Genomic DNA, 21542 nt, shown 5'->3' with positions numbered 1-21542 from the left:
AACGTGAATACACTATCCCAAAAGCCGGTAGCAAAACCTACCGGCGTAGTTAGACCTTACAGGCAAAAATACGATATCGTATTGTCGAGTGAGTCCTCCGCGTTATCTGCAAGTAGTTCGTCTCAGAAGGTTCTTTCGATCAAAAACGATCGTTCCAGACCGATTCGAGTCACATCAATCGCACTCGTTTACAAGTCGGGCTTGGAAGATGCGTTAATTGAAATCAAACGATCGGGAGCAAACGGAGAACTCGTTGCCGGTCAAACTCAAATTTCAGTCATCGGTAGGAACCGAGCAACGGAAAAAGCGCACGATTTTCCCGTAGAGTTTTTACTCGGGGATACCCTCGAAATTGAACTCTGGGTGAAAACGAAAGCGATTCCGTTAAACGCGGGTGACGTTTGTATGTCGGTTCTCGGGGAATACGTTTAACACGTGTTATGGCAACAGAAGTTTTGTTTTCAAAAAAATTAGCGTTTAGTGCGGAGAACATTCTAAACCCGCAAACAAACGATGTATTGTTTGAAACTTCTGTTCCTAAATCCGCCTACAGTTTACCGGGCAATTTAGAATTTACGGTCGTTGCGGTTAAACTGAAACCCACTCAGAAACAAAAGATTAAATCGATTCTTTGGACGTTATCTCAGAACTATTCGTATGTTCGTAAAAGTTACATCCCGGTTCAGTGGTTGAATTTTTTCGGAACTTCCGATCCGACTTTGTCCGGAATTCTAAAGAACTTTTCGGACTCTGAAATTCTTTCTTCTTCCGTTACTCTGGACGGTGTTCCGGTTCCGAATCTCGCAATTGCAAAAACTCTCTCATTCAAAACGGAAAACTCAGACAAAGTTGCAACAAACCGTCTGAGATTTTCCAGTTTTGGTCCAAACTATGATTTTCTTTTCGCTCCCAGAAACAACGGGGTGAAAAGTATTTTTGATAACATTGAACCGTTTTTTTCGGTCTCTATGATAGACTCCCTCGATTCTCAGATTAAAATTCCGATTCCAAGGCAATATGAGTATTTATTAATATTCCCCTACGCGTCTTCTCCTACTCCAGTTTCGAAGTCGCAAACTAAGAGTAACATTTCCATCTCGTCTCTGTTAAACGTAGTGATCGAGGAAGATTAAAATGTCCTGGTTACAGGTGGAGACAGGTCGTTTTGAAAACGGTTCCGGTTGGATTCTGGAAAATGATGGGGTATTCGGCTGGATTATGTATAACGAGGAAGTTGAGGACGAATTTCCGGACACGTTCATGGTCCTCTCGGATCTATTTACAAACCCGGGGTTATCTGTAATTACAGCCGATCCGGCGACAGGAAAACTTCCAACTCAGTATCTACCTGCACTGGCAATCAATGATACGTTTATCGTCAATAGTCAGGCCGCAATGTTGTCTCTAAACGCACAACGTGGGGATATTGCGGTTAGAACCGAACTTCCCGGCCCTGGTATGTTTATTCTCGCTGGTGATGACCCTACGTTTTTACCGAACTGGATTCCTCTCACAACGACGTATCCGGATTGGAGTAATATCCAAAATAAACCGACTTCGTTCTCTCCTTCCAATCACGATCACGATTCCCGTTATTATACCAAATCCGAAACGGATTCTGCATTATTACAAAAACGGAATACCGGTTCGATTCCCGCGACGGAAGTTACGGAGGATGTAACTCATCGTTTCGTAACCGATGCGGAAAAAAATCAGTGGAACAATCCGGCGGCTACAGATTGGAGTAGTATCCAAAATAAACCCGTGACGTTTTCTCCTTCTATTCACGATCACGATTCCCGTTATTATACCAAATCCGAATCCGATATCGCATTATTACAAAAACGGAATGTGTCTATTCCGATTCCCGCGACGGAAGTCACAGAGGATGTAACTCATCGTTTCGTAACGGACGCACAAATATCCTCATGGGACTCTGGAGGCGGAGGAGGTTTTCAGATTCCACTCGGTGGTATTTTAGAGGATAGTCTCGATCAGTTACCGAGTTCGAATTTCAGAGAAACGAATGGGCAGGCGATTTCTCGTGTTACGTTTGCAACGCTTTGGAGCGCTGTTCGTAGAACCGTGACCAGTATCGCACCTGTCACGGACAGGATCGATTCCACTGCACACGGTTTGTCAGAAGGGCAACTGATTAAATTCTCATTCACCGGCGGCGGAATCACTGCATTCACAAATTATTATGTTCGTAACCCTACCGCCGACAACTTTCAAATCTCATTAAATCCTACAGGCGGGGTTATCAATCTGACGTCGTCTCAATCGGGAGATCTAATTACAAATATTGAATATGGATTCGGAGACAACACGACCACGTTTAACGTTCCCGATCGTCGCGGGATATTTCCCAGGGGTGCGGGAGTTCACGGAAGTAGAACGAAAACAACCGGTGTAAATTACGATGGTGGATCGGTTGGGTTTGCGGGTCAGGACAGGCAAATTCCACACGTGCACCAACAGTATGCCGGGGATATTGCCGGTGGAGCATACGGACAGGGCGGACGATATGGGGATTCCGGCGGGGCAAGCGCTGCTACAATTCTGTATACGGGTTCTCCCGTGTCGAATGGAACCGGAAATCCGCGAAATGGGGACGAAGTGGCTCCCGTATGGATTGCAGTAAAATACAAAGTGAGAGTGTTATGAACCTTTCTAAAAACTTTACGTTAGCCGAATTAACAGTTACTCAGACGGGACTTCCAAATGTTCCCGACGAAAAACAAATCGCAAATTTAAAACGACTTTGCGAAACGATTTTGGAACCTTTGCGTGAAACAATCGGACGCCCGATTGGGATCAATTCCGGGTATCGTTCTCCGGCGGTGAATCGTAAAATCAAAGGTTCGATTACGTCTCAACACATGGCGGGAGAAGCGGCGGACATTTGTGTTGTGGGAATGAGCACTCTGGACATTGTAAAAATAATAGCGAAGTTGAACTTACCATTTCATCAGTTGATTAACGAAGGGACTGCCACGGCTACCTGGGTTCACGTTTCCGTTGCGCCTATTGGAATTAAACCGAAACGGGAAATCCTAAACGCGTTTGGGATTCCTGGAAAAATGATATGCCAACGGATTTCAATAGGATAACATTATGGAATCAGTATATTTAGAGATACTAAAGTTCTTAAATGAAGGGTCTATTTTCAGAGTCCTTCTCATTCTGTTTTCATTTCTAATCTTTTTTATACTTGCGGGTGCGGGGTTTCTCTGGTTTAAAAATCCGGAAATTATTCAAGAAACTTTACGCACGCTATCACTGAGAAACCCCCCGGAGGAAGTAGGGGAACTTAAAATCGTTTCTCCGTTACAAACTTCTCCTAACTTAATCCGGGGTCTATTTTCTATGTCCGTAGATTTTAATTTTACGGAGAAAGGGGCGTGTTTGCGTTTTCCTCCATACATGAGAACGCGGGTAGAGGACGGTCTGAGTGAGTTACTACAAACGATTGTTTCGTCGGTTCGTGAAATCTCTACAGAAAACCGTTCCATCGAATTCGATTTTACGAATACGCTTCTGGTAAACCCGTATTCCGCGGGTTGTGTTTTCGAAATTTTAGAGGACGTTCAGACAAACAACGGAGTCTATCTCGTTTTGTCGTTTCGTGGAAAGCACTTGAAAGATTTTGAAATTGCTGTTCGTAAGCTTTTATCCCGTTCTGATTCCAAATCCGTAAATGTGAGGAAAAGAAAATGAAGCATATAATTTCAATTTTATTAATATTCTCCTTTGTCTCGTGCGCGTCTTACTCTGAGCAAGTGAGACAGAACGAAATCGATTTGGACCGTGTGGAACAAATCGTATTCGCGTCTAACGATATTCCAAAAGCGGATATGGAGTTTATTAAAAATACTCTCTCTAAAACGAAAGAACTTTTAGACAAAGGTGTTGATGAGTCGGCACTTGCTGATCGTTGGAGAGAGTGGATTTTCAACAAGTGGTTGTTTGTTTGTCTTTTCGTTTTGGGAGTGATTGCGTTTCTCGTTTGGAAACTGAAATCGTTTTCAATTCCGACTCTTGGAATATCCGGTTCGATTTAAAATCATATTAGGAGTTTTTAAACAATGGCACAACGTTATTATCTCTACTACAAACAAACTGGAAGCGGGAACTTGGTTGTTGGAAAACCTTCCGGTTATTCAAACTTTCTACACAACCCCGACGCGAAAAGAATGTCGTTCGTCTTGCCGGAAAATCAGGGGAAATCCCAGGAACAAATCGGAAAGTTTATACAGGACTTTCAACGGTTAAACGCCGGTCGGTTTGCGATTGCAAGCGCGGTTACTGGATCAGTTTCGCAACCGACTCCTGGATCCGGTCCCACTCCGAAACCTCCCGTGGGTGGAACGGATCCAAAACCTCCGTCTACTACAATTACAAATTCCGGGAAAATAGAGCCGGAGAAACAGGATGAGAACAACAACGCGGTTATTATTGTTATCGCGATTGCTCTCGGACTCGTATTTGGTCCTAAGCTGCTTAAAGGCAAACGTGGGCGATAACCCTTGGAGTTCGACGGTAAATACATTCCGTCCGGTGACGTTCGGCACGTTATTGATTGGTCCGGTTTTTCCGGGTCCGTAAACATTCCGGATTCGTTAAAACAATATTACGGTTTTCTATTGGATCCGGATCGCCGGAAAATCTCCTTTATCGTTCAATCCGGAACCGTTTTCAGAGAACAACTTTCCCTTACAATCTATTCCAAAGATCCGCAAATTCCGTCGTTTAACAAAATCTTTTCCGACGCGAATTCTCAGATTCCGAATTTTTCTAAATCTGTTCTAACGTATGACTATGACACGAAAGGGACGAACATTCCGGTAATTCCCGAACGATTGAAACAGGAGGCTGAAGAGTTTTTGAAAAATATTAAAACAGTTATACTCATCGGTCTCGGTGCGTTTCTCGGTTGGAAAATCTTCGGTAATGATATCATGGGTCGGAAGTAATGGCCGTTATCAATTCCTTCGAAAACGTGGATCCTCGACTCGTTTCGTTTTTCCAGGATTTGAAACGGACGCTTCCGAACGTCTACGTATTCGAATCCCGCCGGTCGTGGACCAGGCAAGCCAAACTCTATGCGGCCTGCAAAGCCGGAACGGGGTCCTGTCCGGCGGCCGCACCGGGGAGTTCCGCGCATCAATACGGAAGGGCGTTGGATGTGAACGGATTTAGCGCGGAAAAGGACCGGAAATCAATTGAATCCGTTTTAATACGTCATCCGGAAATTGAGTGGGGTATCGATTGGAAACAGTCAGACCCACCGCATTTTCAAATTCGGAATTGGAGAAACGGGCTTTCGTTCTCTGAAAAAATCTTCGACGGGGGTTATTGGGTATGGGCTGTAATTGCAATAATCATAATATACATTCTCAATCGTTAAAAGGGGAACTTGGAGTCTGGCCGTTTGATTGGATCGAACAAAAAGCAACTGAGTTTTGTTTGGATCGGGCGTATGAACACATCACGCCGGTTGTCATTCTCATCATTTGCGTCGTTTTGATTCTCGTTTTGGGTGGGCGACTCAAGTGGGTTTGATGTTTAAATTTTACGTAAGAATAAAATAATTTCATTATATAATATGAATCATTTTAAAATAAAATGAAATTGCTACATTACTGTTGCCTAATAATTATGGGTCTAATAACACTTTACTGGAGCATGAGAAATGAAAAAAATATTTGCGTTGTGTGTTTGCCTTTTCCTGAATTTTTGTGCAACTCAGGTAGCCTACGTATCCCTCGAACACGATAGGCCTGGAATGGTTCCTACTTATGAGAGGCGCCATCATTTCGTTCTATTTGGAATTGGACAAACAAAGGAGATTTCCGCGTCTCAAATTTGTGATAATAGACCGGTTGCAAAAATAGAATCGTCGTTTACGTTTGTAGATATTCTGTTGTCATCTGTGACGTGGGGAATCTATACACCGAGAACGATAGAGATTTACTGTGATCAAAGTCCCAAGAAATAACAAATAACTTTAGAAAGCCTCGGATTCTTCCGGGGCTTTTTTATGCCCGGACGTGGTGCCGGATTTCGGACAGGATTAAACCGGAGCTTGATTTTTGAATCGTTGAAAAATTTATATTTTTCTGTATTTTAGAGATTTTTGTATTGACTTTTCTGCTCAAAAATATAGAAAAATCTCATCCTTAGAAAAAGGGGGTGATACATGGAAATGGCGACCGAAAAAACTCGAAACATTCACGTAAGTGAAGAATCTATTAGTAAACTTGTAGAAGCGTTCAAAAAAGCGACTGGAGCAAAACCAGTTATAAAAGACATTGTTGAGTCTGCGATTATTGAAAAAGCTGAATTCTACGATAAGCGGTCGCTGGTTGCAAAAAACCGGTGAACAAAACGAAACTTCCGGTAATGGATATTATTGTTTTGCGATTCAATGAGACTTAATCTGTCTCATAGTTTTACGGGACATAATTAACATAGCGACCAGTAACGAAATGCCGATTTTTTTATAATTTTTTATAAATACTTGCTTGACCGATTATATTGTAAAAAGTTATAACCATTTACATCCTTTGAACGGGGAGGTGATACATGGAAATGGCGATCGAAAAAAGACGAACAGTTTCATTAAGTGATGAAATGATTGAAAGACTTTTAGAGGCGTTCAAAAAATCCACAGGGGTCAAGCCTACTAATAAGTATGCGATTGAAGCTGCTATGGTGGATAAAATTGAATGGCTTGAGAAACGGTCGCTGGTTGCAAAAAACCGGTGAACAAAACGAAACTTCCGGTAATGGATATTATTGTTTTGCGATTCAATGAGACTTAATCTGTCTCATAGTTTTACGGGACATAAGATACATTATAGGAAGTCAGGGATATGTTCCAAAAAGTCCTTTAATGTAAATTATGCCCCGTTCGTTATGTCCCACAAACGGTATGCAAAAAAATTGAAAATATTTTATCCCTTTTTTTACTTCGAGCTTGTGGCAACCTTGTTCTCTAATCGATCAAGTTCGTTCCGCACCGCGCGCCGAACGAAGCTCGTAAACGATGTATCAAAAGCTACTCCAAATGCCGATTTCTCGACCTTTTGAGCAATTTTATCAAATCGTTCAATATCAGATGTATCTATTCGTAGACCTACTGTTTTAGTCGCCAACATGTATCACCTCCCGTTTCAAAGGATGCTATAATTGTAAAAATTTTTACAATTATAGTCAACGAAAAAATTCTGTCGCATTGAGAAAAATGTCTCATAAAGTTCGGGAGACATATTCCCAATTTACATTTAAAACGTATTTTCTATTCTATTTCGGGATACTGAAAAATGGTCTGTGAAACGGGTAAATCACACGTTTCACAGGGACCGAGCGGGGGAACTGTCTACGAGTAGACATATTCCCAAATTACTATTTGGACGTTTGTTTTTCAAGAAGATCGTATTAATTAGAAAAGTCCAAACGGGCCACCGGACACGGACCCAAAATCCCAAATGTTTTACTTGATTTTTTTCGAGAGTCGTCGAATAGATAAATACGGAGAAAAAGAGCCATGAACAATAAAGAATTAAAACATTTTAGAGCAGTTATATACAGAAATGAAAGCGACACCCTTTGGCTGGTAAGATGTTTAGAAAACAATATTGCGGCACAAGGCAAATCTTTTGACGAGCTATTACACAGATTCAAACTCACTTTTGACGCACAGGCCGCTTTAGACAAAGAAAGGGGTTTGACTCCATTTTCAGATAGTTCGCCAGCACCTCAAAAGTATTTTGATTTATTCGAAAAAACAGAAAACAAATCCATATCAGATTTCGAAACCGAAGGATTAGATACGAAATTCGCGGTATGTGCATAAATCTTGTAAGGAACGAATCTGAAATTATGAAATCATGGTCTGAAGTAAGAATTTTTCTCGGTAGTAACTACAACATCGACTTTATTGAAATGAATACTGTCGAACACATTTGGAAAATAGAGAATTGCAATAATGGAATAGTCCGTGTTTTAATTTGTGATTCAGATGAGAGCATTGATCTTCAGACCATTGAATCAATCTGTGAACAACTTCGACTCTTTATACCTTCCGACGTTCTAAGAAGTCAAATTCAAGATTAAATTTTCCTAAACCCATTTGATTCGTCCGCTAAGAAGAACGAAAGCGAACAGCGCGATCAAAAACGCGGCGAGCGGCGTTAGCTGCTCATAAGCTTTTTCCATACAAAACTCTGTTGCTTTTCGTTCCAGCCAATCGAAAGGCCAAAATCCCAGTTCTCCGTTTAACGATTGAGAACGTATATTATGATTGCCGCAATTACAATCCATATCCAATAGCCTCCGTCGATGATTTTTTCAGAAAGAGAAAGCCCCCTCCTCCAATTTCGAATTTGAAAATGAGGCGGATCACTCTGTTTCCAATCGACGCCCCATTCAATACCAGAATGATTTACTAGTACGGATTCAATTTGTTTCCGATCCTTTACCGCACTGAATCCGTTCACATCCAACGCCCTTCCGTATTGATGTGCAGAACTTCCCGGCGGAGCCGCCGGACAAGAACCGGTTCCGGCTTTACAGGCCGCGTAGAGTTTAGCTTGTCGTGCCCATGACCGGCGGGACTCGAATACATAAACGGAGGGAAGGGATCTTTTTAAATCCTGAAAAAACGAAACGAGTCTTGAATCAACGTTCTCTAAGGAATTGATAACGGCCATTATTTCCCCCTACCGAGAAGATCATCTTTAAAAATTTGCCAGGTTATAAAAGCACCGAGACCAACGAGTATGATGTTTTTTGCATCTTTCAAGAACTCTTCTGTTTCCTTCTTAACGCGTTCGGGGATTCCCGGAATATTTGTCCCTTTCGTGTCATAATCGTAAGTCCGAACTGAATTAGAAAATTTAGGAATTTGAATATTCGATTGAGAGAATATTTTATTGAACTCAGGGATTTGCGGATCTTTCGAATAAATTTTGACTGTGAATTGTTCACGATACACAGACCCCGCCTGAACAATAAACGAGATTCTTCTTTTTTCAGGCTCCTCTAAAAACCCGTAAAAGATTTTCAGAGAATCGGGAATCTTTACTTCACCCGAATAACCCGACCAATCGATTACGTGACGAACATCGCCCGAAGGTATATATTTCCCATCAAAATCAAACGGAGTTTCAGGCACAAAATTCTACCTTCTTCTCTGACTCTTCTTTTGAGAATTATTCCAAACGTATACACCGATCAGGATTAGCACAACCGCACCGATTAGCATAGTGTTATTATCCTCTTTCTTAGGCTCGAACTTCTCCGAGTTTGTAATCGTAGTCGTGTTTGGTTTGGGATCCGTTCCACCGACCGGAGGTTTAGGAGAAGGTCCGGGCGTTGGAGTCGATGAGTTTTGAATCGAAGTATTTGAAATCGAAAATTTGTTCGTATTGAGTCGCTGAAAGTCTTGAACGAATTTCCCGATTGTTTCTTGTGCTTTGCCTGAATTTTCCGGCAAAACAAACGACATTCTTTTTGCGTCTGGGTTGTGCATAAAGTTTGCATAACCGGAAGGTTTACCAACAACCAAGTTCCCGGCTCCGGATTGTTTGTAGTAGAGATAATAACGTTGTGCCATTATTTAAAAACTCCTAAAACTACGAGAATAACCAAAATCGCTAATACGATATATGCAACCGACACCGGATCTTTATTTTTTTCAATGTCTGAAGTCGGAACCGGATCCTGTTTTTTTTCAATGTTCGAAAATGGATTATCGAATAAATCATACGTCCCCAGGATACTCATATTCAGAGTGACAGATTCAGCAACCAAACGTTCTACCTGCGTTCTCAACTCCTGCGTATCCGGAACAAAATACAGTCCGCGAACTGCTGCCGGATGACCCGGCGGATTGTATCCCTGCCAGTGGTCGTTTAAACCATAGGCCTCGAATTTATCTAATAGAGTATCTTCTTTTTCGATTGTCCAATTGTTCAATCGAAACAAAAACACTTTCGTGCTGGACGTAGGATCAGGCATTTCCCATTCCTCCAAGATTAAATTTTAAAAAATCCGGAACCAAGGAAGCGAGAGAAAAAGAATTAAATTTTAAAACGATCAAACCGGCAATTCCCAAAACGAACAAAGCAACAAACAACCATTTGTTAAAAATCCACTCTCTCCAACGATCAGCAAGAACGGACTCATCAACACCTTTGTCTAAAAGCTTTTTCGTTTTAGAGAGAGTATTTTTAATAAACTCCATATCCGTTTTTGGAATATCGTTAGACGCGAATACGATTTGTTCCATCCGGTCCAAATCGGTTTCGTTTTGTTTCACCTGTTCGGAGTAAGACGCGCACGAAACAAAGGAGAATATTAATAAAATTGAAATATACTTCACTTTCTTTTCCTCACATTTACGGATTTGGAATCAGAACGGGATAAAAGTTTACGAACAGCAATTTCAAAATCGTTTAAATGCTTTCCTTTAAACGAAAGAACAAGATACACGCCGTTATTCGCCTGGACGTTCTCGATGATTTCAAAAATGACCGAGACGGAATAAGGGTTAACAAGAAGTGTATTCGTTAAGTCGAACTCTATAGATCGATTTTCCGTCGAGATTCCACGAACCGAAGAAAGAATTTTTTCAAGGAGTTCTTTTAGCCCATCTTCCGACCTTGTTCTCATATAAGGAGGAAATTTAAGTAACACGCCTTTTTCCGAAAAATTCATATCCATAGAAGTCGAAAAAAGATTTCGGATCAGGTCAAGATCAGGAACCGAAGGAATTACGTTCTGTTCTTGTTCTATAACCTTTTCCGGAAGTTTCCTCAGTGATAGCGTGTGAAGTGCCTCTTTGATAATTTCAGGGTTTTTAAACCAAAGAAATCCCACACCCGCAAGGAGCAAAAAAGAGAAAAATGAAAATAGGACGAGAAGCACTCTAAAAATTGATCCTTCGTTTACGAACCTTATAATTTCTAAATATACTGATTCCATAATGTTATCCCATTGAAATCCTTTGGTATTTCATTTGACCCGGGATCCCAAAGGCATTAAGAACTTCCTTTTTCGGTTTAACACCCAGGGGAGCGACGGAAACGTGAACCCAGGTGACTCCCGAAGCGGTCCCTTCGTTTATCAATTGGTGAAACGGAAGATTCAATTGAATGATTGTTTTTACAATATCGAGAATGCTCATTCCCACAACACAAATGTCCGCGGCCTCTCCCGCCATGTGTTGACTCGTTATGCTTCCCTTGATTTTACGATTTACCGCGGGGGAACGATATCCGGAATTTACTTGAATCGGTTTTCCGGCTACTTCTTTAAGAGGTTCGAGAATTGTTTCACAGAGCCTTTTTAGATTTATGATTTGTCTTTCGTCGGGAGAGTTTACAAGTCCAGTTTGAGTAACCGTTAATTCGGCTAACGTAAAGTTTTTAGAAAGGTTCATAATATTATAACGCTCTCACTTTGTATTTTACTGCAATCCATGCGGGAGCCACCTCGTCCCCATTTCGCGGATTTCCGGTTCCATTCGACACGGGGGGACCCGTATACAGAATTGTGGCAGCACTGGCCCCGCCGGAATCCCCATATCGTCCGCCCTGTCCGTAAGTTCCGCCGGCAATATCCCCGGCATACTGTTGGTGCACGTGCGGAATTTGCTTATCCTGACCCGCAAACCCAACCGATCCACCGTCGTAATTTACGCCCGTCGTTTTCGTCCTACTTCCGTGAACTCCCGCACCGCGCGGAAATATCCCGCGACGATCGGGAACGTTAAACGTAGTTGATCCGTCTCCGAATCCATATTCAACGTTTGTAATCAAATCCCCTGATTGAGAAGACGTTAGATTGATAACCCCGCCTGTAGGATTCGAGGAGATTTGAAAATCGTTCGATGTAGGATTACGAACATAATAATTTGTGAATGCTGTAACCCCTCCACCCGTAAACGCAAATTTTATCAACTGCCCTTCCGTTAAACCGTGGGCCGCGACATTGATTCTGTCTGTGGCCGCCACTATACTCGTTACAGACCTGTGAACCAAATTCCAAAGCGTAGCAAACGTAGAACGAGAAATTGCTTGTCCATTCGTTTCTTTAAAGTTAGAACTCGGTAACTGATCCAAAGCGTCCTCTAAAATTCCACCCAGAGGAATCGAGAAACCACCACCGGCGTTCCAAGCGGCTATTTGTGTATCGGTTACAAACTTGTGAGTTGTATCCTCCGCGATTTCGGTCGCGGGAATTAAAGCTCCAGTATTCCGTTTTTGTAATAATGCGTTATCGGATTCGGATTTTGTATAGTAACGAGAATCGTGATCGTGTGCAGAAGGTGGAAACGCCACGGGTTTGTTTGATATCGTATTCCAGTCAGTGGAAGACGAAGGATTATTCCAAAGATTTTTCTCCGCGTCCGTAACAAACCGGTGTTCCGAGTCCTGTGTAACGTCCTCCGATGGAATCGGAATAGATATATTCCGTTTTTGTAATAATGCGTTATCCGTTTCGGATTTGGTATAGTAACGAGAGTCGTGATCGTGACTCGTTGGAGGAAACGAAGCGGGTTTATTTTGAATGTGATTCCAATCCGGAAACTGAGCTGTTATCGGAATCCAGTTTGGCAAAAACGTAGGATCATCCCCGGACAATATAAACATACCGGGGCCAGGAATATCAGTTCTAACCGCAATGTCCCCGCGCTGTGCGCTTAACGACAACATAGCGGCCTGACTGTTCACGATAAACAGATCTGTAATCGCAATCGAAGGCATCAGCGAAACTGGAAGCTTTCCAGTATCCGGATCCACGGTAACCACTGATAAAAGCGGATTTTTAAAAAGATCCACGAGAGGCATTCCGGAGTCTGGAATTTCGTCCTCCAGTTCTTCCGAATAGATATATGGCCCAACCCCGGGCCGATTTTCTAAAAGTAGACCCGAATCACTGGACCATTGCCCTGGTTCTATCTCGGACCAAACCATTAGTTCCCCTCGCTTATATTCAACGTTACAAGAGTTTGCAAAGAAATATCCGATTTTGTCTGAGTTTTAGAAATCGGAGTTGGAGCGGATGCGTCCGGAAAAATTAAAACGTATTTTGTTTGGGAAGGAATCTCCACCTTAACCTTTGATTCTAAGTAATCGGTAAACGATACAGACCAAAATTTTGTAATGTTGTCAAAAATAGAACGAACCGGGTTGTGTCTTGGAGCAAAGAGAAATGTGTAGTCAGGACCATAGGTTTGATAGGAAATGACATTTTTTAAAGCGACATCGTTCTTGTTGAAGTTCAACGAAAACGATTCATCCTTTAAAGTTGCAAGAGTCGGAACCGGTTTGTCGTCCAATTTGAAATTTGAACTTGAAAATTCCGGATCGGTAAATTTGGAAAGAACAGAATACAGACTCCTGTCAGATACAGAAAAAAAATGGAGAGTAGTTGCCGGAAGATATGACCGACGCACTTTTGAGTAGTTCTGTGCAAGAGTTGCAAGAATTCCGGTGATAACAGGAGTCTTTAACGAACTTATGTCGAAAGCTCCAATCGTAAAATACTGTTCTCCTGGAACGTTATACGCACTTTTCGGAAGATTTTTTTCCAAAAGAACCGAAGAGTCCGGAGGGTTTAAAATATTCCGAACTGAATATACAATTTTTTTAGAAACAAAAATCTCCATGACCTACCTGTCCTATTTTTTGGCAGGTGCGGCGGCTCTGATGTGGTCGCAAAAAAGCGATACCGAAACATCATCTTTGTCGATAATGACACCGGCGGGTTTCAGTTCTATGCTGAAATTAGATTGATGCGTAAAGACTAAGTTTACCGGAAACAATTTGAAACCAATTTCCGCCTCATGGGAGCTTCCCAACTGTGCAAGCGGGGTCTCCTTGATAAAAGGAGTCGAATCTCCGTTTTGTGAAATTTTGATTTGCGCCGTCTTGAGTTCTTTTTTGTATTTTATTTGAATCGCTTTGACTTTCAGATTTCTTCCAAAGTTATTCGAAATCGTAAACGCGTCGGTAAACACGTTAGAGTTTGCCTCAATTGACTTTTGAGTAACTCCTGAAACGACTAAATCAAATGTAAGCATATTCTAATATTCCTTTAAAGATCCGAATCATGCACGATCCGGATCTTGATTTCATTGGTCTTTGATCTTAAATCTATCTCTCTACGCTTACACTTTTCAAAAAGATGTTCGCGGGAGTTTGGAGCTCCAAGAGGTAGTTATCGATTTGCGTAGGAAGCGCGACCGTCGGATCCTTGTCGATTTTGATGATAAGATCGACACCCTCTTGAGCCGTAACAGGCAACGGAGTCTTGAAAGAGATCATCTTTTGTTTAGATCGTTCCATCCAACCCGATTGAGGTTCGAAGTGAATCACTCCGGGAGGAGGAAACACAACGTCGTTCGGATTCCCCTTTACGTATGGAAGAACGAGCCAAGGGATGGGTGGCATGATCACCGAAAGAAGATCTTTCGCTACGATTTCGTCTCCGATTTTCATCACGAAAGAACCGGAATTTTGAATCAACGACAGCCCTTTCAGAACCGAAACCGAAGCATTGTCGAATGTAATCGTGGATTGATCCGGTGCCAAGAACCGGGCGGTCACTGCAATGAACTCCCCTTCTCCGTTCGGGAACGGGTTTTTCTCTCCGGTATAATTCCGAAGATAAGCAGGCTCTTCTTTTTTGAAGAGATTGTATTCCAGCACTCCACTCTTTAAAACCGCCGTGGTTCTAAGAGTTTGGTTATAAAAAGGAAGTCTTCTGGCTCCTTTTACGATTCTTTTCCCTGTCGAAGGATCACTTCCGAAAATTCTTTTTGTTAGGGTTCTTCTCATTGCAAATTCTCCTAAAATTGCGTGTATTTGATTTTGTTAGATCATTCCACCCGCGTATTCGCGTTGTGGTTCATCGCCATATAGGCCGCCTTCGTCGCCGGAAAGGTCGTCGTCTCCATAGAGTCCATTTTCATCTCCGTAAAGACCGTCATCCCCATAGAGTCCGTTCTCATCCCCTTGAACCGTTTGATTTAACAGAGGAACGAAATCGTAAACGGTTCCGTCGGATCCATTTACCTGGGACTGTGTCGCCTGGATGAACTGTCCGACTTCATTCAAATTATTGAATTCGATTCGTTTTTCGTTCGGATCCCCGCCGAGAGTATCAAGGCCGAACATCTTTCCGGTAATTCGTTTGTCTTTGGCTTTCTCTTCATCCAGAGCCCGAAGAATACCAAACATGAGCATGACCGCGGCACCGATGATTCCATGAATTTTGAATTCCTTTTTGGGAAGAAAGACCGAGATGAGGGCAACCAGGAGCGGAATAAAAATCGGACGGGCTTTTTTTTTCGTGTCCATTGATTCTGGAACGAAGTTTTGACCCAAATAACTTAGGGCCATTGCCGTAACGGTTATACCCGCCCCTATGAGAGTATCGCCGTTGAAGCCCTCTTTGAGTGTATCGATAAATGACGTTTTTTTCTTAGCCACCGTAAATCTCCTTGTTCAATTGGTTTGCTTCCTTTACATTTGCCTGCCACTGGTCAAGCAAACGCTTGTTCTTCTCGCGAACGTCTTTGAATTTTTCAATGTATGTTTTTTTAGTCGCGTTCGTCGCACTCTTAGCAGGTTTCTTTGGATACTTGTGAAGCGTTGGCTTCGCTGTAGACGTATATCGTTTTTCGATCGAAACCAAAGAGGTCTTTTTTGATCTCGTACTAGTGCGACGCTTTGTAGTTTTGCGTTTTGACTTAGAGCTTTTTTTCTTAGCCGCCATCTTACTTCTTTCCTTTCATGTTATTAAAAACGACTACGAGGACAATGATTGCCGCTAAACCGCCTCCGGCATATAGAAGCATCTTATCATTTTTCTTATCTGGATTGTTCCCGTTTGGATTTGGAGGTGGTTCTTCTCCGCTTCCTCCCCGATTCGAATACGTTAAGGCGTATTTACCTTCCGGAGTTTTTGAAAGTGCGGGATTCGAAAAATTTTTATTTTGAGCAGGCTGAACCGCTTTTTTTACAGGCGCCTTACTCGTAGGCCGAACAAGATTCATAATAGAATTCATCTTGTTCATATTCATTTGGTTTTTTGCTTGAGTCTTTTGATTTTGAATGTTTGAAAACTGACTCAAAACGTTAGATACCATTGGGGCCGCCGCCATCGCCGCTTGGAAAAATCCAAGCTCCCCTGACATCTCATCCCCGTATCCGGATTCGTCGTAAGCCGGTTCTGAACCGGTTTCATCCGAGAATCCTTCCGATTGTGAAAATTCTTCCGGTTGTTCGTCTTCGGTAGGTTCTTCTTCGCCTGCACCGCCCTGTCCTTGGCCTACGGCTTGTAAAATATCCGGAACCGCTTCCAAAGCCTTTCCGGCAAATTTCCCAGCGTCTTTAAAACCTTTTTGTAAAGTCTTTCCGTAATCTTTAACTGCTTTTTGTCCGGTCTTTAAAACATCTTTTCCTGCTTTCTGAATTGATCGCGTTGCGCCTCTAAACCCTTTCGATATTCCACTCGTATTTATTTTTACGCCGCGAAACGAAGGAAGTCTTCCAAATGACGGAAGTTTAAAACCGCGTCCGAATAACTTTGCAGCCGCAAAAAATCCCAATTCATCGCCGGACAATGCGATCGGAATCGCGTCATCGTGATAAAAGGATCCCAGCCGAACCGCAATCGTCGAATCTTCATCACCCGAGAGTTGCGCCCTTTCAGGAGAGTGATAGTCGAGCTCCTCAACGTAAAAATCTCCATTGAGGACCCCATTCCCAAGATCGTGAGTAGGAAGGTATTTCCCTTTCACTCTTAACAAAACGGCATCTTGTGGAAGCTCTGCTGTTTGATCGCCTTCTAATGTATACCTAAACGTCATTTGATTTTTCTGTTAGAAAGACTAACACCGGCAAAATAAAAAGTACAGAATTTTTCCTAACGAAACTCCTTTACCTTTTTCTAATGTTTCACTAAAGTTCCGCTAAAGTTTCATTTTTTGAATTTTTTTTCAAAGTCCTTTAAATAGAACTCTTCTCGGAAGTTTTCTCCGTATAGTTTCTGTCCGAACCTGCATCTGTCGGAATACGTTGCGTCTACCGTATGCCACTCGTCGTTTAACAAAACTTCCGGGTAAATGTGGTGCGGTCGGACGCGTTGCCCGCATACAACCGCGCGACAAGGAACGTTGTGAAAAATCGCCCACGACAATATCGGAATCGTTTTGTCGTCACAATCCCGAATCGGAAACCAGGGAAGTCGCGTGAATTTAAAACGACTGACTGTTTCAAGTCCCGGAGGATCAGGACGATACGGAAGAGACCGAACCAGGTTATACAGTTCAAAAATACTTTTGTGTAAATATTCGCCTAAGTCTTGCGGGTAAAGATAGGCAATTCGAAAAACATCTTCCACCGTATCGTGATACGAACCGAGTGGAACGAGAGTTGAACGAATTACTCCAAGGGAAGGATCCTGCTCGAAAAGTCTGAAAATGAGTTCGAATGATTCCTGATCCTTCTTCGGTAGTTTCTGAATTATTTCTGTTAAGTCGTTTGGAATCACAAAAGAAAATTTCAGAACCGACTTAGAAAAACGCACAAGACCTTTATTTTTTAATGTTTCGCTAATGTTTCGTTTTTAAAAAAATAATTTTCTTTGGATTAATTTTTCTGTTTCTAAAAAGAATTCGTGTATCAAAAGAGAAATGTGAATTTTGCGAGGATTCGCCAAATAAAAAGAATAGAACGGGACTTTAATTTACTAAATGTTTCACTAAAGTTTTAGTAAAGTATCATTAAGGTTTCACTAAAGTCCCATTAAAGTAGCGTTAAAGTTTCAGGAAGGTTTCACTAGAGTTCCGTTTTTCTTCAAAACGGAACCTCGTCGAACTCGATTTTTGGAGGATTTTTTCGTTTTTCTCTCGCTTCTTTCAAAATTGTTTGGTATTTTTTATTCTTTTCAAACTTTTCTTTTCCGTCTTTGAGAACTTCGTTCAAATATTCTTCACCATAAAATTCAGTTAGAAGATAAACCGCACCGGACGTCTGAGTCCTTATCCAGTTATCAATATTTTCAAGTCCGGATTCATTTTTTGGAAGTCCAATTGATTTTCCTTCCGACGTTTTTAAAAAATTTGTCCACCAACTACAAGGCACCCAGAAATGTTTTTGTTTTTCGGATAAATAGTAATGACCTAAATCGTTTTTTTTCTGAATGTATGTCGGTTCGAGGAATTTTAAATAGTAAAAAGCTGTTTTAGGAAAGTTTCGATCCTCGAACTTTGCACGGCGTGGATCGGGAAACCGTTCGTTTGAATTTAAAATCTCTCCAGTTTCCGGGTCAACGTTCCAGCTTGGATTGCAATACTGATCGGCGGCTTGGTGAGTTAACTGAAATTCTAATCGATTCCAGATCGGCCACGCGCATTCCGGACCTACCTGTCTTTTCTTGTCATAGATTCTTACGAAAGTATTACTACCGCGAAACGCACCGATATAGATTGTATATCCATGACGCCCTATTTTATGATCTTTGAATAAACTTCCGGTTTCGACTAAATTTACAGGCGCTTCAAATTTACTAAATCCACGAAACCGAGTTGCGACATGCTTCCGGTTTAACATTTCGTAAATATGAGGTAGGTTCAAATGACCTTCGTAGTCATCCAGCGCCAAATCGACCCGCGTGAATCTTCCATTCAGTTCAATCGCTTGTGCGATTAGTTCGTTTAAACTAAGAGAGGAAGAACGAAACGAGAACAAAGCTTTCGAGGACAGCGAAATATAAATTTTCTGACTCTTTCGCTCCGGAGAAAACGCACCATAAACATCCCCCGGCGCGCGGAATCTATGAGTGTGTCCGGTACTAGATCCCTTTTCCTCTATTTCAGGCTCCCCAAATACAAAACGAAGCCATTCCCAGGCTTTTTCTGAATACTCGATCGAAAACGAAAGCCAGTCCACGAACGGCTTTTTTAATTCGTCCGGAATAAATATAGATGTTTTAGTAGAATTCATGATGTTGCCTTTTATTGTTTTAGTTTTATTGAAATTAAGTTAGCAAGGGGGTATTTACTAACCCCCCTTGCCTCCGGCTTGAATGCCGGACACAAAAAAAACCGGAGGACAAAGAACGTCCTCCGGCCTGCCTATGGTGTTTGCCTTACTCCCTTAGCTTCCCAGCCACAAAATAAAGCCGTATCCCATCAGAACGGGACATCTTCCCTTTTCTGGGTTGGTTCGGAATAGGAGACGTTGAATCTTCCTTCCGTTTCTCGATCCGGAAATAGCGCAAAATTCAGCTTGCCTTGTGAGGACAGCGGTGCGACTATTTCGCAAGAAAGATATTCTTTAGATCCATTCTTAGAAATCTTTTTCCAAATGGCTCCCACTTGATTCTTTGCGTAGTAAACTAAGTAGTCAGGTGCGGAGTCGTTGGCTTCCGGAGAATTTTTCTTCGCGTTATCCGTTGCAAAAAATTCCATTTTCGGAGAAAAAGGGAGATTGATTTCCAAGTTGAAAAACTTGTTTCCGTCTTTATCTTTCTTCTCTTGCATATATCCCAAAGTTTTGCTCATGCGTTAGTCTCCTTTAGTCCACTTCGAGAGAACCCAGATCGTTTCTGGTCTCGTTTTGTTTGTTTTTGATTGGTTCGATCCGATTCTTTTCGAGAATTGCTTTCTCTAAAAGTTTGAACTTAGATTCAGAAATCGTAAACGAATAGTTTCCGCTTTTCTCCATTAACCTCACTTGAATTCGAGGAACTTTTGTTTCGTCTGTTGAAGGGCCGATTTCGACCATTCCCTTTTGATATATTCCCATTTTATTTTTTACTCCTTTATTTTTTTTGAATGCTTCTCGCCTACCGGCTCGGGATTTACAGGCTTACCACTACCAAGGCAGTCGATTTCTCTCCATTCCGGTTTATAACGTTCCGGAGGAATCAAAGTCCCGCGAAACGTCGCGCAGAGTTCCCGGATCCAATCCTTGCCGTCTCCTTTCGGAGTGTAACGTGGTTTAGGTGGTTCTACCTTGTGTCGCTTGTCTCGTTTTGGATCGTAGCAGTAAGCATGAGCCATTTTTAACTCGGATCGCCTCCTAACACTTTTTCAAGTTGCGCTTGAACTTCCTGGATGTTCTCTCCGGAAGCCGCGTTTTTTTGAATCTGTTCCACCACCTTCCGATCAATGATCGTCATTTCAGACACCTTTAAAACGAGCATCGAACCGTCCTCACAGATTGCGTTGATTGCAACTATTCGATTCATCTTTTACTCTCCTATTTTTATGAGTGCCGCTTTAATAAGTTCACGATCTTTTGAACTCAAAAACGATTCAAACTTTGGAAATATCAGATGAAAGATTTCCTTGATTAAAGAAACCTTATATTTCAATTCCTGTATTTCTCTTTCTTGACTATTCATTCAGTCCCCCTGTTTAGCAATTCAGAAAGCCCGCCGCCTTCTCCGGAACCAAGCATATTCGTAACTTCTGAAATGATCGATTGTAATGCTTGAGGATTCCCGGCCAGAGCGGGAATGGTTGGGATTTCCACACCGAAAATTTTTGAAATAAAAACAGACGCTAAAGGATGACTTAAAAGTTGAGTAATTGTATTTACGTCGAAGCTTGGAGGAGGTGCAGGAACTAAAGATTTTTGTTCTTTCCTCAATCTGCTTTCAATTGATTTAGTGAGTTGCTCCTTTGCTTCTTCGAGTTTGTTCACATTCCCTTGAGTTAAAGCGAGTTCGAACTTGTGCGTCGAGTTCAATCGTTCGATTTCGTTCTTATATGATTCTTTGATTCTCTCTATTTCGTTCTTGTGGCTCTCGATTAACGAGGCAATCTTCGCTTCCCAAATCAAGCGATCCGATTCTTTTCTGTGATCGATTTCCTTTTGGTCCTCTTTTCGAAGTGCAAGCAAGGCATTGAGTGCGGAAACAGGAATACTCCCGTCTAAAACATGAGTATTTTGTAAACTGCTCGGGGGTTCCGGGGTTGGCTCTTCGAGTTGTATTTGATTTTTATTTGGTAAACGGAATTCAAATGCAGAACGCGGACTTTCCTCTTCTTCCGATACTTGAAAGACTTCCACTGTATAATCTCCGGACGGAAGCCACGACGGAATTTTTAATACGTTTTGTGAATGTAGGATGTTTGCTTTTGCGTTGGAGAAAGAAATTCGGAATTTTGTTCCTGCTTCCGAGTTGGCCGAAATTGCCTGTAAAGCCCGCTTTGCTTCTTTTAAATCTAAGATCACAGCTTAGGCTCCTTCGGAGCGAGTGGGCCCTCTTCTAATGCGATTCGAACCGTCTTTGGCGAAATCTTTCCGTTTGGTCCGAGATATTTTTTAGCGAGCTTTTTGGCCGTATCTCTCTTCGAATGTCCGTTACGCGTCATCGTTTTTACATCCTCGCAAAATTCTACAGTTCTTAAAATCTTAGGCATTTCGTCTTCTCCTACAATTTAAGTTTGAAGGAAGGCAAACCATCCCTTTCGACTTTACTACTCCACAAAACTCACACGGTTCCAACTC

At 42.0% G+C, this 21542-nt stretch carries 38 protein-coding genes; 14 read left to right on the top strand and 24 right to left on the bottom strand.

Features of this window, described 5'->3' with window-relative positions; all coding sequences use genetic code 11:
* The first annotated feature begins 3 nt into the window (after positions 1 to 3).
* The 13 genes from LEP1GSC062_RS14325 to LEP1GSC062_RS14275 all read left to right on the top strand — a co-directional run bounded on the left by LEP1GSC062_RS14325 (position 4) and on the right by LEP1GSC062_RS14275 (position 6771).
* Entirely contained in the window at positions 4 to 432 is a 429-nt protein-coding gene (locus tag LEP1GSC062_RS14325; RefSeq protein ID WP_010579303.1) for a hypothetical protein, read from the top strand.
* Between the two features lie 8 nt (positions 433 to 440).
* On the top strand, positions 441 to 1133 hold the full coding sequence (locus LEP1GSC062_RS14320) for a hypothetical protein (protein ID WP_020984589.1): 693 nt from the start codon (positions 441 to 443) through the stop codon (positions 1131 to 1133).
* Position 1134: 1 nt separating this feature from the next.
* Complete coding sequence (locus tag LEP1GSC062_RS14315) at positions 1135 to 2667, top strand: hypothetical protein (protein ID WP_010579301.1); 1533 nt, start codon at positions 1135 to 1137, stop codon at positions 2665 to 2667.
* On the top strand, positions 2664 to 3113 hold the full coding sequence (locus tag LEP1GSC062_RS14310) for a D-Ala-D-Ala carboxypeptidase family metallohydrolase (protein ID WP_010579300.1): 450 nt from the start codon (positions 2664 to 2666) through the stop codon (positions 3111 to 3113). The genes LEP1GSC062_RS14315 and LEP1GSC062_RS14310 overlap by 4 nt, the downstream gene beginning before the upstream one ends.
* 4 nt (positions 3114 to 3117) lie before the next feature.
* Positions 3118 to 3720, top strand: a complete 603-nt coding sequence (locus LEP1GSC062_RS14305) for a hypothetical protein (RefSeq protein WP_010579299.1) — start codon at positions 3118 to 3120, stop codon at positions 3718 to 3720.
* Positions 3717 to 4064 (top strand): hypothetical protein, encoded by a 348-nt coding sequence (locus LEP1GSC062_RS14300; protein WP_010579298.1) that lies wholly within the window; start codon positions 3717 to 3719, stop codon positions 4062 to 4064. The genes LEP1GSC062_RS14305 and LEP1GSC062_RS14300 overlap by 4 nt, the downstream gene beginning before the upstream one ends.
* A 24-nt stretch (positions 4065 to 4088) precedes the next feature.
* Positions 4089 to 4526: a hypothetical protein gene (locus tag LEP1GSC062_RS14295; RefSeq protein WP_010579297.1), complete on the top strand. Its 438-nt coding sequence runs from the start codon at positions 4089 to 4091 to the stop codon at positions 4524 to 4526.
* A gap of 3 nt (positions 4527 to 4529) precedes the next feature.
* Positions 4530 to 4976 (top strand): hypothetical protein, encoded by a 447-nt coding sequence (locus tag LEP1GSC062_RS14290; protein ID WP_010579296.1) that lies wholly within the window; start codon positions 4530 to 4532, stop codon positions 4974 to 4976.
* Positions 4976 to 5410 (top strand): M15 family metallopeptidase, encoded by a 435-nt coding sequence (locus LEP1GSC062_RS14285; protein ID WP_010579295.1) that lies wholly within the window; start codon positions 4976 to 4978, stop codon positions 5408 to 5410. The genes LEP1GSC062_RS14290 and LEP1GSC062_RS14285 overlap by 1 nt, the downstream gene beginning before the upstream one ends.
* Positions 5365 to 5565: a hypothetical protein gene (locus LEP1GSC062_RS24910; protein ID WP_020984578.1), complete on the top strand. Its 201-nt coding sequence runs from the start codon at positions 5365 to 5367 to the stop codon at positions 5563 to 5565. The genes LEP1GSC062_RS14285 and LEP1GSC062_RS24910 overlap by 46 nt, the downstream gene beginning before the upstream one ends.
* Before the next feature lie 130 nt (positions 5566 to 5695).
* The gene (locus tag LEP1GSC062_RS21985) at positions 5696 to 6001 is read left to right on the top strand and encodes a Bor family protein (protein WP_010579294.1); all 306 of its coding nucleotides are present in this window, start codon (positions 5696 to 5698) and stop codon (positions 5999 to 6001) included.
* Positions 6002 to 6202: 201 nt separating this feature from the next.
* Complete coding sequence (locus tag LEP1GSC062_RS14280) at positions 6203 to 6385, top strand: globin family protein (protein ID WP_010579293.1); 183 nt, start codon at positions 6203 to 6205, stop codon at positions 6383 to 6385.
* A 203-nt stretch (positions 6386 to 6588) separates the two neighbouring features.
* On the top strand, positions 6589 to 6771 hold the full coding sequence (locus LEP1GSC062_RS14275) for a hypothetical protein (RefSeq protein ID WP_010579292.1): 183 nt from the start codon (positions 6589 to 6591) through the stop codon (positions 6769 to 6771).
* 200 nt (positions 6772 to 6971) lie between these two features.
* Here LEP1GSC062_RS14275 and LEP1GSC062_RS24905 read toward each other — a convergent pair whose 3' ends face one another.
* A complete protein-coding gene (locus LEP1GSC062_RS24905) occupies positions 6972 to 7163 on the bottom strand; it encodes a hypothetical protein (RefSeq protein ID WP_010579291.1) in 192 nt (63 codons plus the stop codon).
* A gap of 389 nt (positions 7164 to 7552) precedes the next feature.
* Here LEP1GSC062_RS24905 and LEP1GSC062_RS14265 point away from each other — a divergent pair, with 389 nt between their 5' ends.
* Positions 7553 to 7861 carry a hypothetical protein gene (locus LEP1GSC062_RS14265; protein WP_010579290.1) on the top strand — a complete coding sequence of 103 codons (309 nt, stop codon included), beginning with the start codon at positions 7553 to 7555 and terminating at the stop codon, positions 7859 to 7861.
* 266 nt (positions 7862 to 8127) lie between these two features.
* On the opposite strand, the gene LEP1GSC062_RS24900 is transcribed toward LEP1GSC062_RS14265, so the two are convergent.
* The 23 genes from LEP1GSC062_RS24900 to LEP1GSC062_RS14145 all read right to left on the bottom strand — a co-directional run bounded on the left by LEP1GSC062_RS24900 (position 8128) and on the right by LEP1GSC062_RS14145 (position 21454).
* Entirely contained in the window at positions 8128 to 8328 is a 201-nt protein-coding gene (locus LEP1GSC062_RS24900) for a hypothetical protein (RefSeq protein ID WP_020984606.1), read from the bottom strand.
* Complete coding sequence (locus LEP1GSC062_RS14250) at positions 8283 to 8717, bottom strand: M15 family metallopeptidase (RefSeq protein ID WP_010579288.1); 435 nt, start codon at positions 8715 to 8717, stop codon at positions 8283 to 8285. The genes LEP1GSC062_RS24900 and LEP1GSC062_RS14250 overlap by 46 nt, the downstream gene beginning before the upstream one ends.
* Complete coding sequence (locus tag LEP1GSC062_RS14245) at positions 8717 to 9181, bottom strand: hypothetical protein (RefSeq protein ID WP_010579287.1); 465 nt, start codon at positions 9179 to 9181, stop codon at positions 8717 to 8719. The genes LEP1GSC062_RS14250 and LEP1GSC062_RS14245 overlap by 1 nt, the downstream gene beginning before the upstream one ends.
* Before the next feature lie 6 nt (positions 9182 to 9187).
* Complete coding sequence (locus LEP1GSC062_RS14240; protein ID WP_010579286.1) at positions 9188 to 9622, bottom strand: hypothetical protein; 435 nt, start codon at positions 9620 to 9622, stop codon at positions 9188 to 9190.
* Entirely contained in the window at positions 9622 to 10026 is a 405-nt protein-coding gene (locus LEP1GSC062_RS14235) for a hypothetical protein (protein WP_010579285.1), read from the bottom strand. The genes LEP1GSC062_RS14240 and LEP1GSC062_RS14235 overlap by 1 nt, the downstream gene beginning before the upstream one ends.
* Positions 10019 to 10390, bottom strand: coding sequence for a hypothetical protein (locus LEP1GSC062_RS14230; RefSeq protein WP_010579284.1), 372 nt, complete (start codon positions 10388 to 10390; stop codon positions 10019 to 10021). The genes LEP1GSC062_RS14235 and LEP1GSC062_RS14230 overlap by 8 nt, the downstream gene beginning before the upstream one ends.
* Positions 10387 to 10992 carry a hypothetical protein gene (locus LEP1GSC062_RS14225; RefSeq protein ID WP_010579283.1) on the bottom strand — a complete coding sequence of 202 codons (606 nt, stop codon included), beginning with the start codon at positions 10990 to 10992 and terminating at the stop codon, positions 10387 to 10389. The genes LEP1GSC062_RS14230 and LEP1GSC062_RS14225 overlap by 4 nt, the downstream gene beginning before the upstream one ends.
* 4 nt (positions 10993 to 10996) lie before the next feature.
* The gene (locus LEP1GSC062_RS14220; RefSeq protein WP_010579282.1) at positions 10997 to 11449 is read right to left on the bottom strand and encodes a D-Ala-D-Ala carboxypeptidase family metallohydrolase; all 453 of its coding nucleotides are present in this window, start codon (positions 11447 to 11449) and stop codon (positions 10997 to 10999) included.
* A 4-nt stretch (positions 11450 to 11453) separates the two neighbouring features.
* The gene (locus LEP1GSC062_RS14215; protein ID WP_010579281.1) at positions 11454 to 12986 is read right to left on the bottom strand and encodes a hypothetical protein; all 1533 of its coding nucleotides are present in this window, start codon (positions 12984 to 12986) and stop codon (positions 11454 to 11456) included.
* Positions 12986 to 13681: a hypothetical protein gene (locus tag LEP1GSC062_RS14210; protein WP_010579280.1), complete on the bottom strand. Its 696-nt coding sequence runs from the start codon at positions 13679 to 13681 to the stop codon at positions 12986 to 12988. The genes LEP1GSC062_RS14215 and LEP1GSC062_RS14210 overlap by 1 nt, the downstream gene beginning before the upstream one ends.
* 12 nt (positions 13682 to 13693) lie before the next feature.
* Positions 13694 to 14095, bottom strand: a complete 402-nt coding sequence (locus LEP1GSC062_RS14205; protein WP_010579279.1) for a hypothetical protein — start codon at positions 14093 to 14095, stop codon at positions 13694 to 13696.
* A gap of 73 nt (positions 14096 to 14168) precedes the next feature.
* Positions 14169 to 14852, bottom strand: a complete 684-nt coding sequence (locus tag LEP1GSC062_RS14200) for a hypothetical protein (RefSeq protein WP_010579278.1) — start codon at positions 14850 to 14852, stop codon at positions 14169 to 14171.
* 36 nt (positions 14853 to 14888) lie between these two features.
* Positions 14889 to 15506 carry a hypothetical protein gene (locus LEP1GSC062_RS14195; protein ID WP_020984617.1) on the bottom strand — a complete coding sequence of 206 codons (618 nt, stop codon included), beginning with the start codon at positions 15504 to 15506 and terminating at the stop codon, positions 14889 to 14891.
* Positions 15499 to 15792, bottom strand: a complete 294-nt coding sequence (locus tag LEP1GSC062_RS14190) for a hypothetical protein (protein ID WP_010579276.1) — start codon at positions 15790 to 15792, stop codon at positions 15499 to 15501. The genes LEP1GSC062_RS14195 and LEP1GSC062_RS14190 overlap by 8 nt, the downstream gene beginning before the upstream one ends.
* Before the next feature lies 1 nt (position 15793).
* The gene (locus LEP1GSC062_RS14185; RefSeq protein ID WP_010579275.1) at positions 15794 to 16888 is read right to left on the bottom strand and encodes a hypothetical protein; all 1095 of its coding nucleotides are present in this window, start codon (positions 16886 to 16888) and stop codon (positions 15794 to 15796) included.
* Between the two features lie 110 nt (positions 16889 to 16998).
* On the bottom strand, positions 16999 to 17571 hold the full coding sequence (locus LEP1GSC062_RS14180; protein WP_039942186.1) for a hypothetical protein: 573 nt from the start codon (positions 17569 to 17571) through the stop codon (positions 16999 to 17001).
* 305 nt (positions 17572 to 17876) lie between these two features.
* Positions 17877 to 19025 (bottom strand): replication initiation factor domain-containing protein, encoded by a 1149-nt coding sequence (locus tag LEP1GSC062_RS14175; protein ID WP_010579273.1) that lies wholly within the window; start codon positions 19023 to 19025, stop codon positions 17877 to 17879.
* A gap of 188 nt (positions 19026 to 19213) precedes the next feature.
* Positions 19214 to 19585 (bottom strand): DUF736 family protein, encoded by a 372-nt coding sequence (locus LEP1GSC062_RS14170; protein ID WP_010579272.1) that lies wholly within the window; start codon positions 19583 to 19585, stop codon positions 19214 to 19216.
* 13 nt (positions 19586 to 19598) lie between these two features.
* Positions 19599 to 19829, bottom strand: coding sequence for a hypothetical protein (locus tag LEP1GSC062_RS14165; protein ID WP_010579271.1), 231 nt, complete (start codon positions 19827 to 19829; stop codon positions 19599 to 19601).
* A gap of 8 nt (positions 19830 to 19837) precedes the next feature.
* Positions 19838 to 20086, bottom strand: coding sequence for a hypothetical protein (locus LEP1GSC062_RS14160; protein ID WP_010579270.1), 249 nt, complete (start codon positions 20084 to 20086; stop codon positions 19838 to 19840).
* Positions 20087 to 20088: 2 nt separating this feature from the next.
* On the bottom strand, positions 20089 to 20274 hold the full coding sequence (locus LEP1GSC062_RS14155; RefSeq protein ID WP_010579269.1) for a hypothetical protein: 186 nt from the start codon (positions 20272 to 20274) through the stop codon (positions 20089 to 20091).
* 152 nt (positions 20275 to 20426) lie between these two features.
* Entirely contained in the window at positions 20427 to 21266 is an 840-nt protein-coding gene (locus LEP1GSC062_RS14150) for a hypothetical protein (RefSeq protein WP_010579268.1), read from the bottom strand.
* Positions 21263 to 21454 carry a hypothetical protein gene (locus LEP1GSC062_RS14145; RefSeq protein WP_010579267.1) on the bottom strand — a complete coding sequence of 64 codons (192 nt, stop codon included), beginning with the start codon at positions 21452 to 21454 and terminating at the stop codon, positions 21263 to 21265. The genes LEP1GSC062_RS14150 and LEP1GSC062_RS14145 overlap by 4 nt, the downstream gene beginning before the upstream one ends.
* Between the last annotated feature and the right edge of the window lie 88 nt (positions 21455 to 21542).

Source organism: Leptospira alexanderi serovar Manhao 3 str. L 60, assembly GCF_000243815.2.
GTDB lineage: Bacteria > Spirochaetota > Leptospiria > Leptospirales > Leptospiraceae > Leptospira > Leptospira alexanderi.
The sequence above is the reverse complement of the archived record's forward strand: the minus strand, read 5'-3'. Positions and strand labels throughout refer to the sequence as shown.

Excerpts from the sequence above, each read along its gene's own strand:
- LEP1GSC062_RS14320 (WP_020984589.1), top strand. The coding sequence starts at position 441 with ATGGCAACAGAAGTTTTGTTTTCAAAAAAATTAGCGTTTAGTGCGGAG.
- LEP1GSC062_RS14315 (WP_010579301.1), top strand. The coding sequence starts at position 1,135 with ATGTCCTGGTTACAGGTGGAGACAGGTCGTTTTGAAAACGGTTCCGGT.
- LEP1GSC062_RS14310 (WP_010579300.1), top strand. The coding sequence starts at position 2,664 with ATGAACCTTTCTAAAAACTTTACGTTAGCCGAATTAACAGTTACTCAG.
- LEP1GSC062_RS14305 (WP_010579299.1), top strand. The coding sequence starts at position 3,118 with ATGGAATCAGTATATTTAGAGATACTAAAGTTCTTAAATGAAGGGTCT.
- LEP1GSC062_RS14300 (WP_010579298.1), top strand. The coding sequence starts at position 3,717 with ATGAAGCATATAATTTCAATTTTATTAATATTCTCCTTTGTCTCGTGC.
- LEP1GSC062_RS14295 (WP_010579297.1), top strand. The coding sequence starts at position 4,089 with ATGGCACAACGTTATTATCTCTACTACAAACAAACTGGAAGCGGGAAC.
- LEP1GSC062_RS14285 (WP_010579295.1), top strand. The coding sequence starts at position 4,976 with ATGGCCGTTATCAATTCCTTCGAAAACGTGGATCCTCGACTCGTTTCG.
- LEP1GSC062_RS24910 (WP_020984578.1), top strand. The coding sequence starts at position 5,365 with ATGGGCTGTAATTGCAATAATCATAATATACATTCTCAATCGTTAAAA.
- LEP1GSC062_RS21985 (WP_010579294.1), top strand. The coding sequence starts at position 5,696 with ATGAAAAAAATATTTGCGTTGTGTGTTTGCCTTTTCCTGAATTTTTGT.
- LEP1GSC062_RS14280 (WP_010579293.1), top strand. The coding sequence starts at position 6,203 with ATGGAAATGGCGACCGAAAAAACTCGAAACATTCACGTAAGTGAAGAA.
- LEP1GSC062_RS14275 (WP_010579292.1), top strand. The coding sequence starts at position 6,589 with ATGGAAATGGCGATCGAAAAAAGACGAACAGTTTCATTAAGTGATGAA.
- LEP1GSC062_RS24905 (WP_010579291.1), bottom strand. The coding sequence starts at position 7,163 with ATGTTGGCGACTAAAACAGTAGGTCTACGAATAGATACATCTGATATT.
- LEP1GSC062_RS14265 (WP_010579290.1), top strand. The coding sequence starts at position 7,553 with ATGAACAATAAAGAATTAAAACATTTTAGAGCAGTTATATACAGAAAT.
- LEP1GSC062_RS24900 (WP_020984606.1), bottom strand. The coding sequence starts at position 8,328 with ATGGATTGTAATTGCGGCAATCATAATATACGTTCTCAATCGTTAAAC.
- LEP1GSC062_RS14250 (WP_010579288.1), bottom strand. The coding sequence starts at position 8,717 with ATGGCCGTTATCAATTCCTTAGAGAACGTTGATTCAAGACTCGTTTCG.
- LEP1GSC062_RS14240 (WP_010579286.1), bottom strand. The coding sequence starts at position 9,622 with ATGGCACAACGTTATTATCTCTACTACAAACAATCCGGAGCCGGGAAC.
- LEP1GSC062_RS14235 (WP_010579285.1), bottom strand. The coding sequence starts at position 10,026 with ATGCCTGATCCTACGTCCAGCACGAAAGTGTTTTTGTTTCGATTGAAC.
- LEP1GSC062_RS14225 (WP_010579283.1), bottom strand. The coding sequence starts at position 10,992 with ATGGAATCAGTATATTTAGAAATTATAAGGTTCGTAAACGAAGGATCA.
- LEP1GSC062_RS14220 (WP_010579282.1), bottom strand. The coding sequence starts at position 11,449 with ATGAACCTTTCTAAAAACTTTACGTTAGCCGAATTAACGGTTACTCAA.
- LEP1GSC062_RS14215 (WP_010579281.1), bottom strand. The coding sequence starts at position 12,986 with ATGGTTTGGTCCGAGATAGAACCAGGGCAATGGTCCAGTGATTCGGGT.
- LEP1GSC062_RS14210 (WP_010579280.1), bottom strand. The coding sequence starts at position 13,681 with ATGGAGATTTTTGTTTCTAAAAAAATTGTATATTCAGTTCGGAATATT.
- LEP1GSC062_RS14205 (WP_010579279.1), bottom strand. The coding sequence starts at position 14,095 with ATGCTTACATTTGATTTAGTCGTTTCAGGAGTTACTCAAAAGTCAATT.
- LEP1GSC062_RS14200 (WP_010579278.1), bottom strand. The coding sequence starts at position 14,852 with ATGAGAAGAACCCTAACAAAAAGAATTTTCGGAAGTGATCCTTCGACA.
- LEP1GSC062_RS14190 (WP_010579276.1), bottom strand. The coding sequence starts at position 15,792 with ATGGCGGCTAAGAAAAAAAGCTCTAAGTCAAAACGCAAAACTACAAAG.
- LEP1GSC062_RS14185 (WP_010579275.1), bottom strand. The coding sequence starts at position 16,888 with ATGACGTTTAGGTATACATTAGAAGGCGATCAAACAGCAGAGCTTCCA.
- LEP1GSC062_RS14175 (WP_010579273.1), bottom strand. The coding sequence starts at position 19,025 with ATGAATTCTACTAAAACATCTATATTTATTCCGGACGAATTAAAAAAG.
- LEP1GSC062_RS14170 (WP_010579272.1), bottom strand. The coding sequence starts at position 19,585 with ATGAGCAAAACTTTGGGATATATGCAAGAGAAGAAAGATAAAGACGGA.
- LEP1GSC062_RS14165 (WP_010579271.1), bottom strand. The coding sequence starts at position 19,829 with ATGGGAATATATCAAAAGGGAATGGTCGAAATCGGCCCTTCAACAGAC.
- LEP1GSC062_RS14160 (WP_010579270.1), bottom strand. The coding sequence starts at position 20,086 with ATGGCTCATGCTTACTGCTACGATCCAAAACGAGACAAGCGACACAAG.
- LEP1GSC062_RS14155 (WP_010579269.1), bottom strand. The coding sequence starts at position 20,274 with ATGAATCGAATAGTTGCAATCAACGCAATCTGTGAGGACGGTTCGATG.
- LEP1GSC062_RS14145 (WP_010579267.1), bottom strand. The coding sequence starts at position 21,454 with ATGCCTAAGATTTTAAGAACTGTAGAATTTTGCGAGGATGTAAAAACG.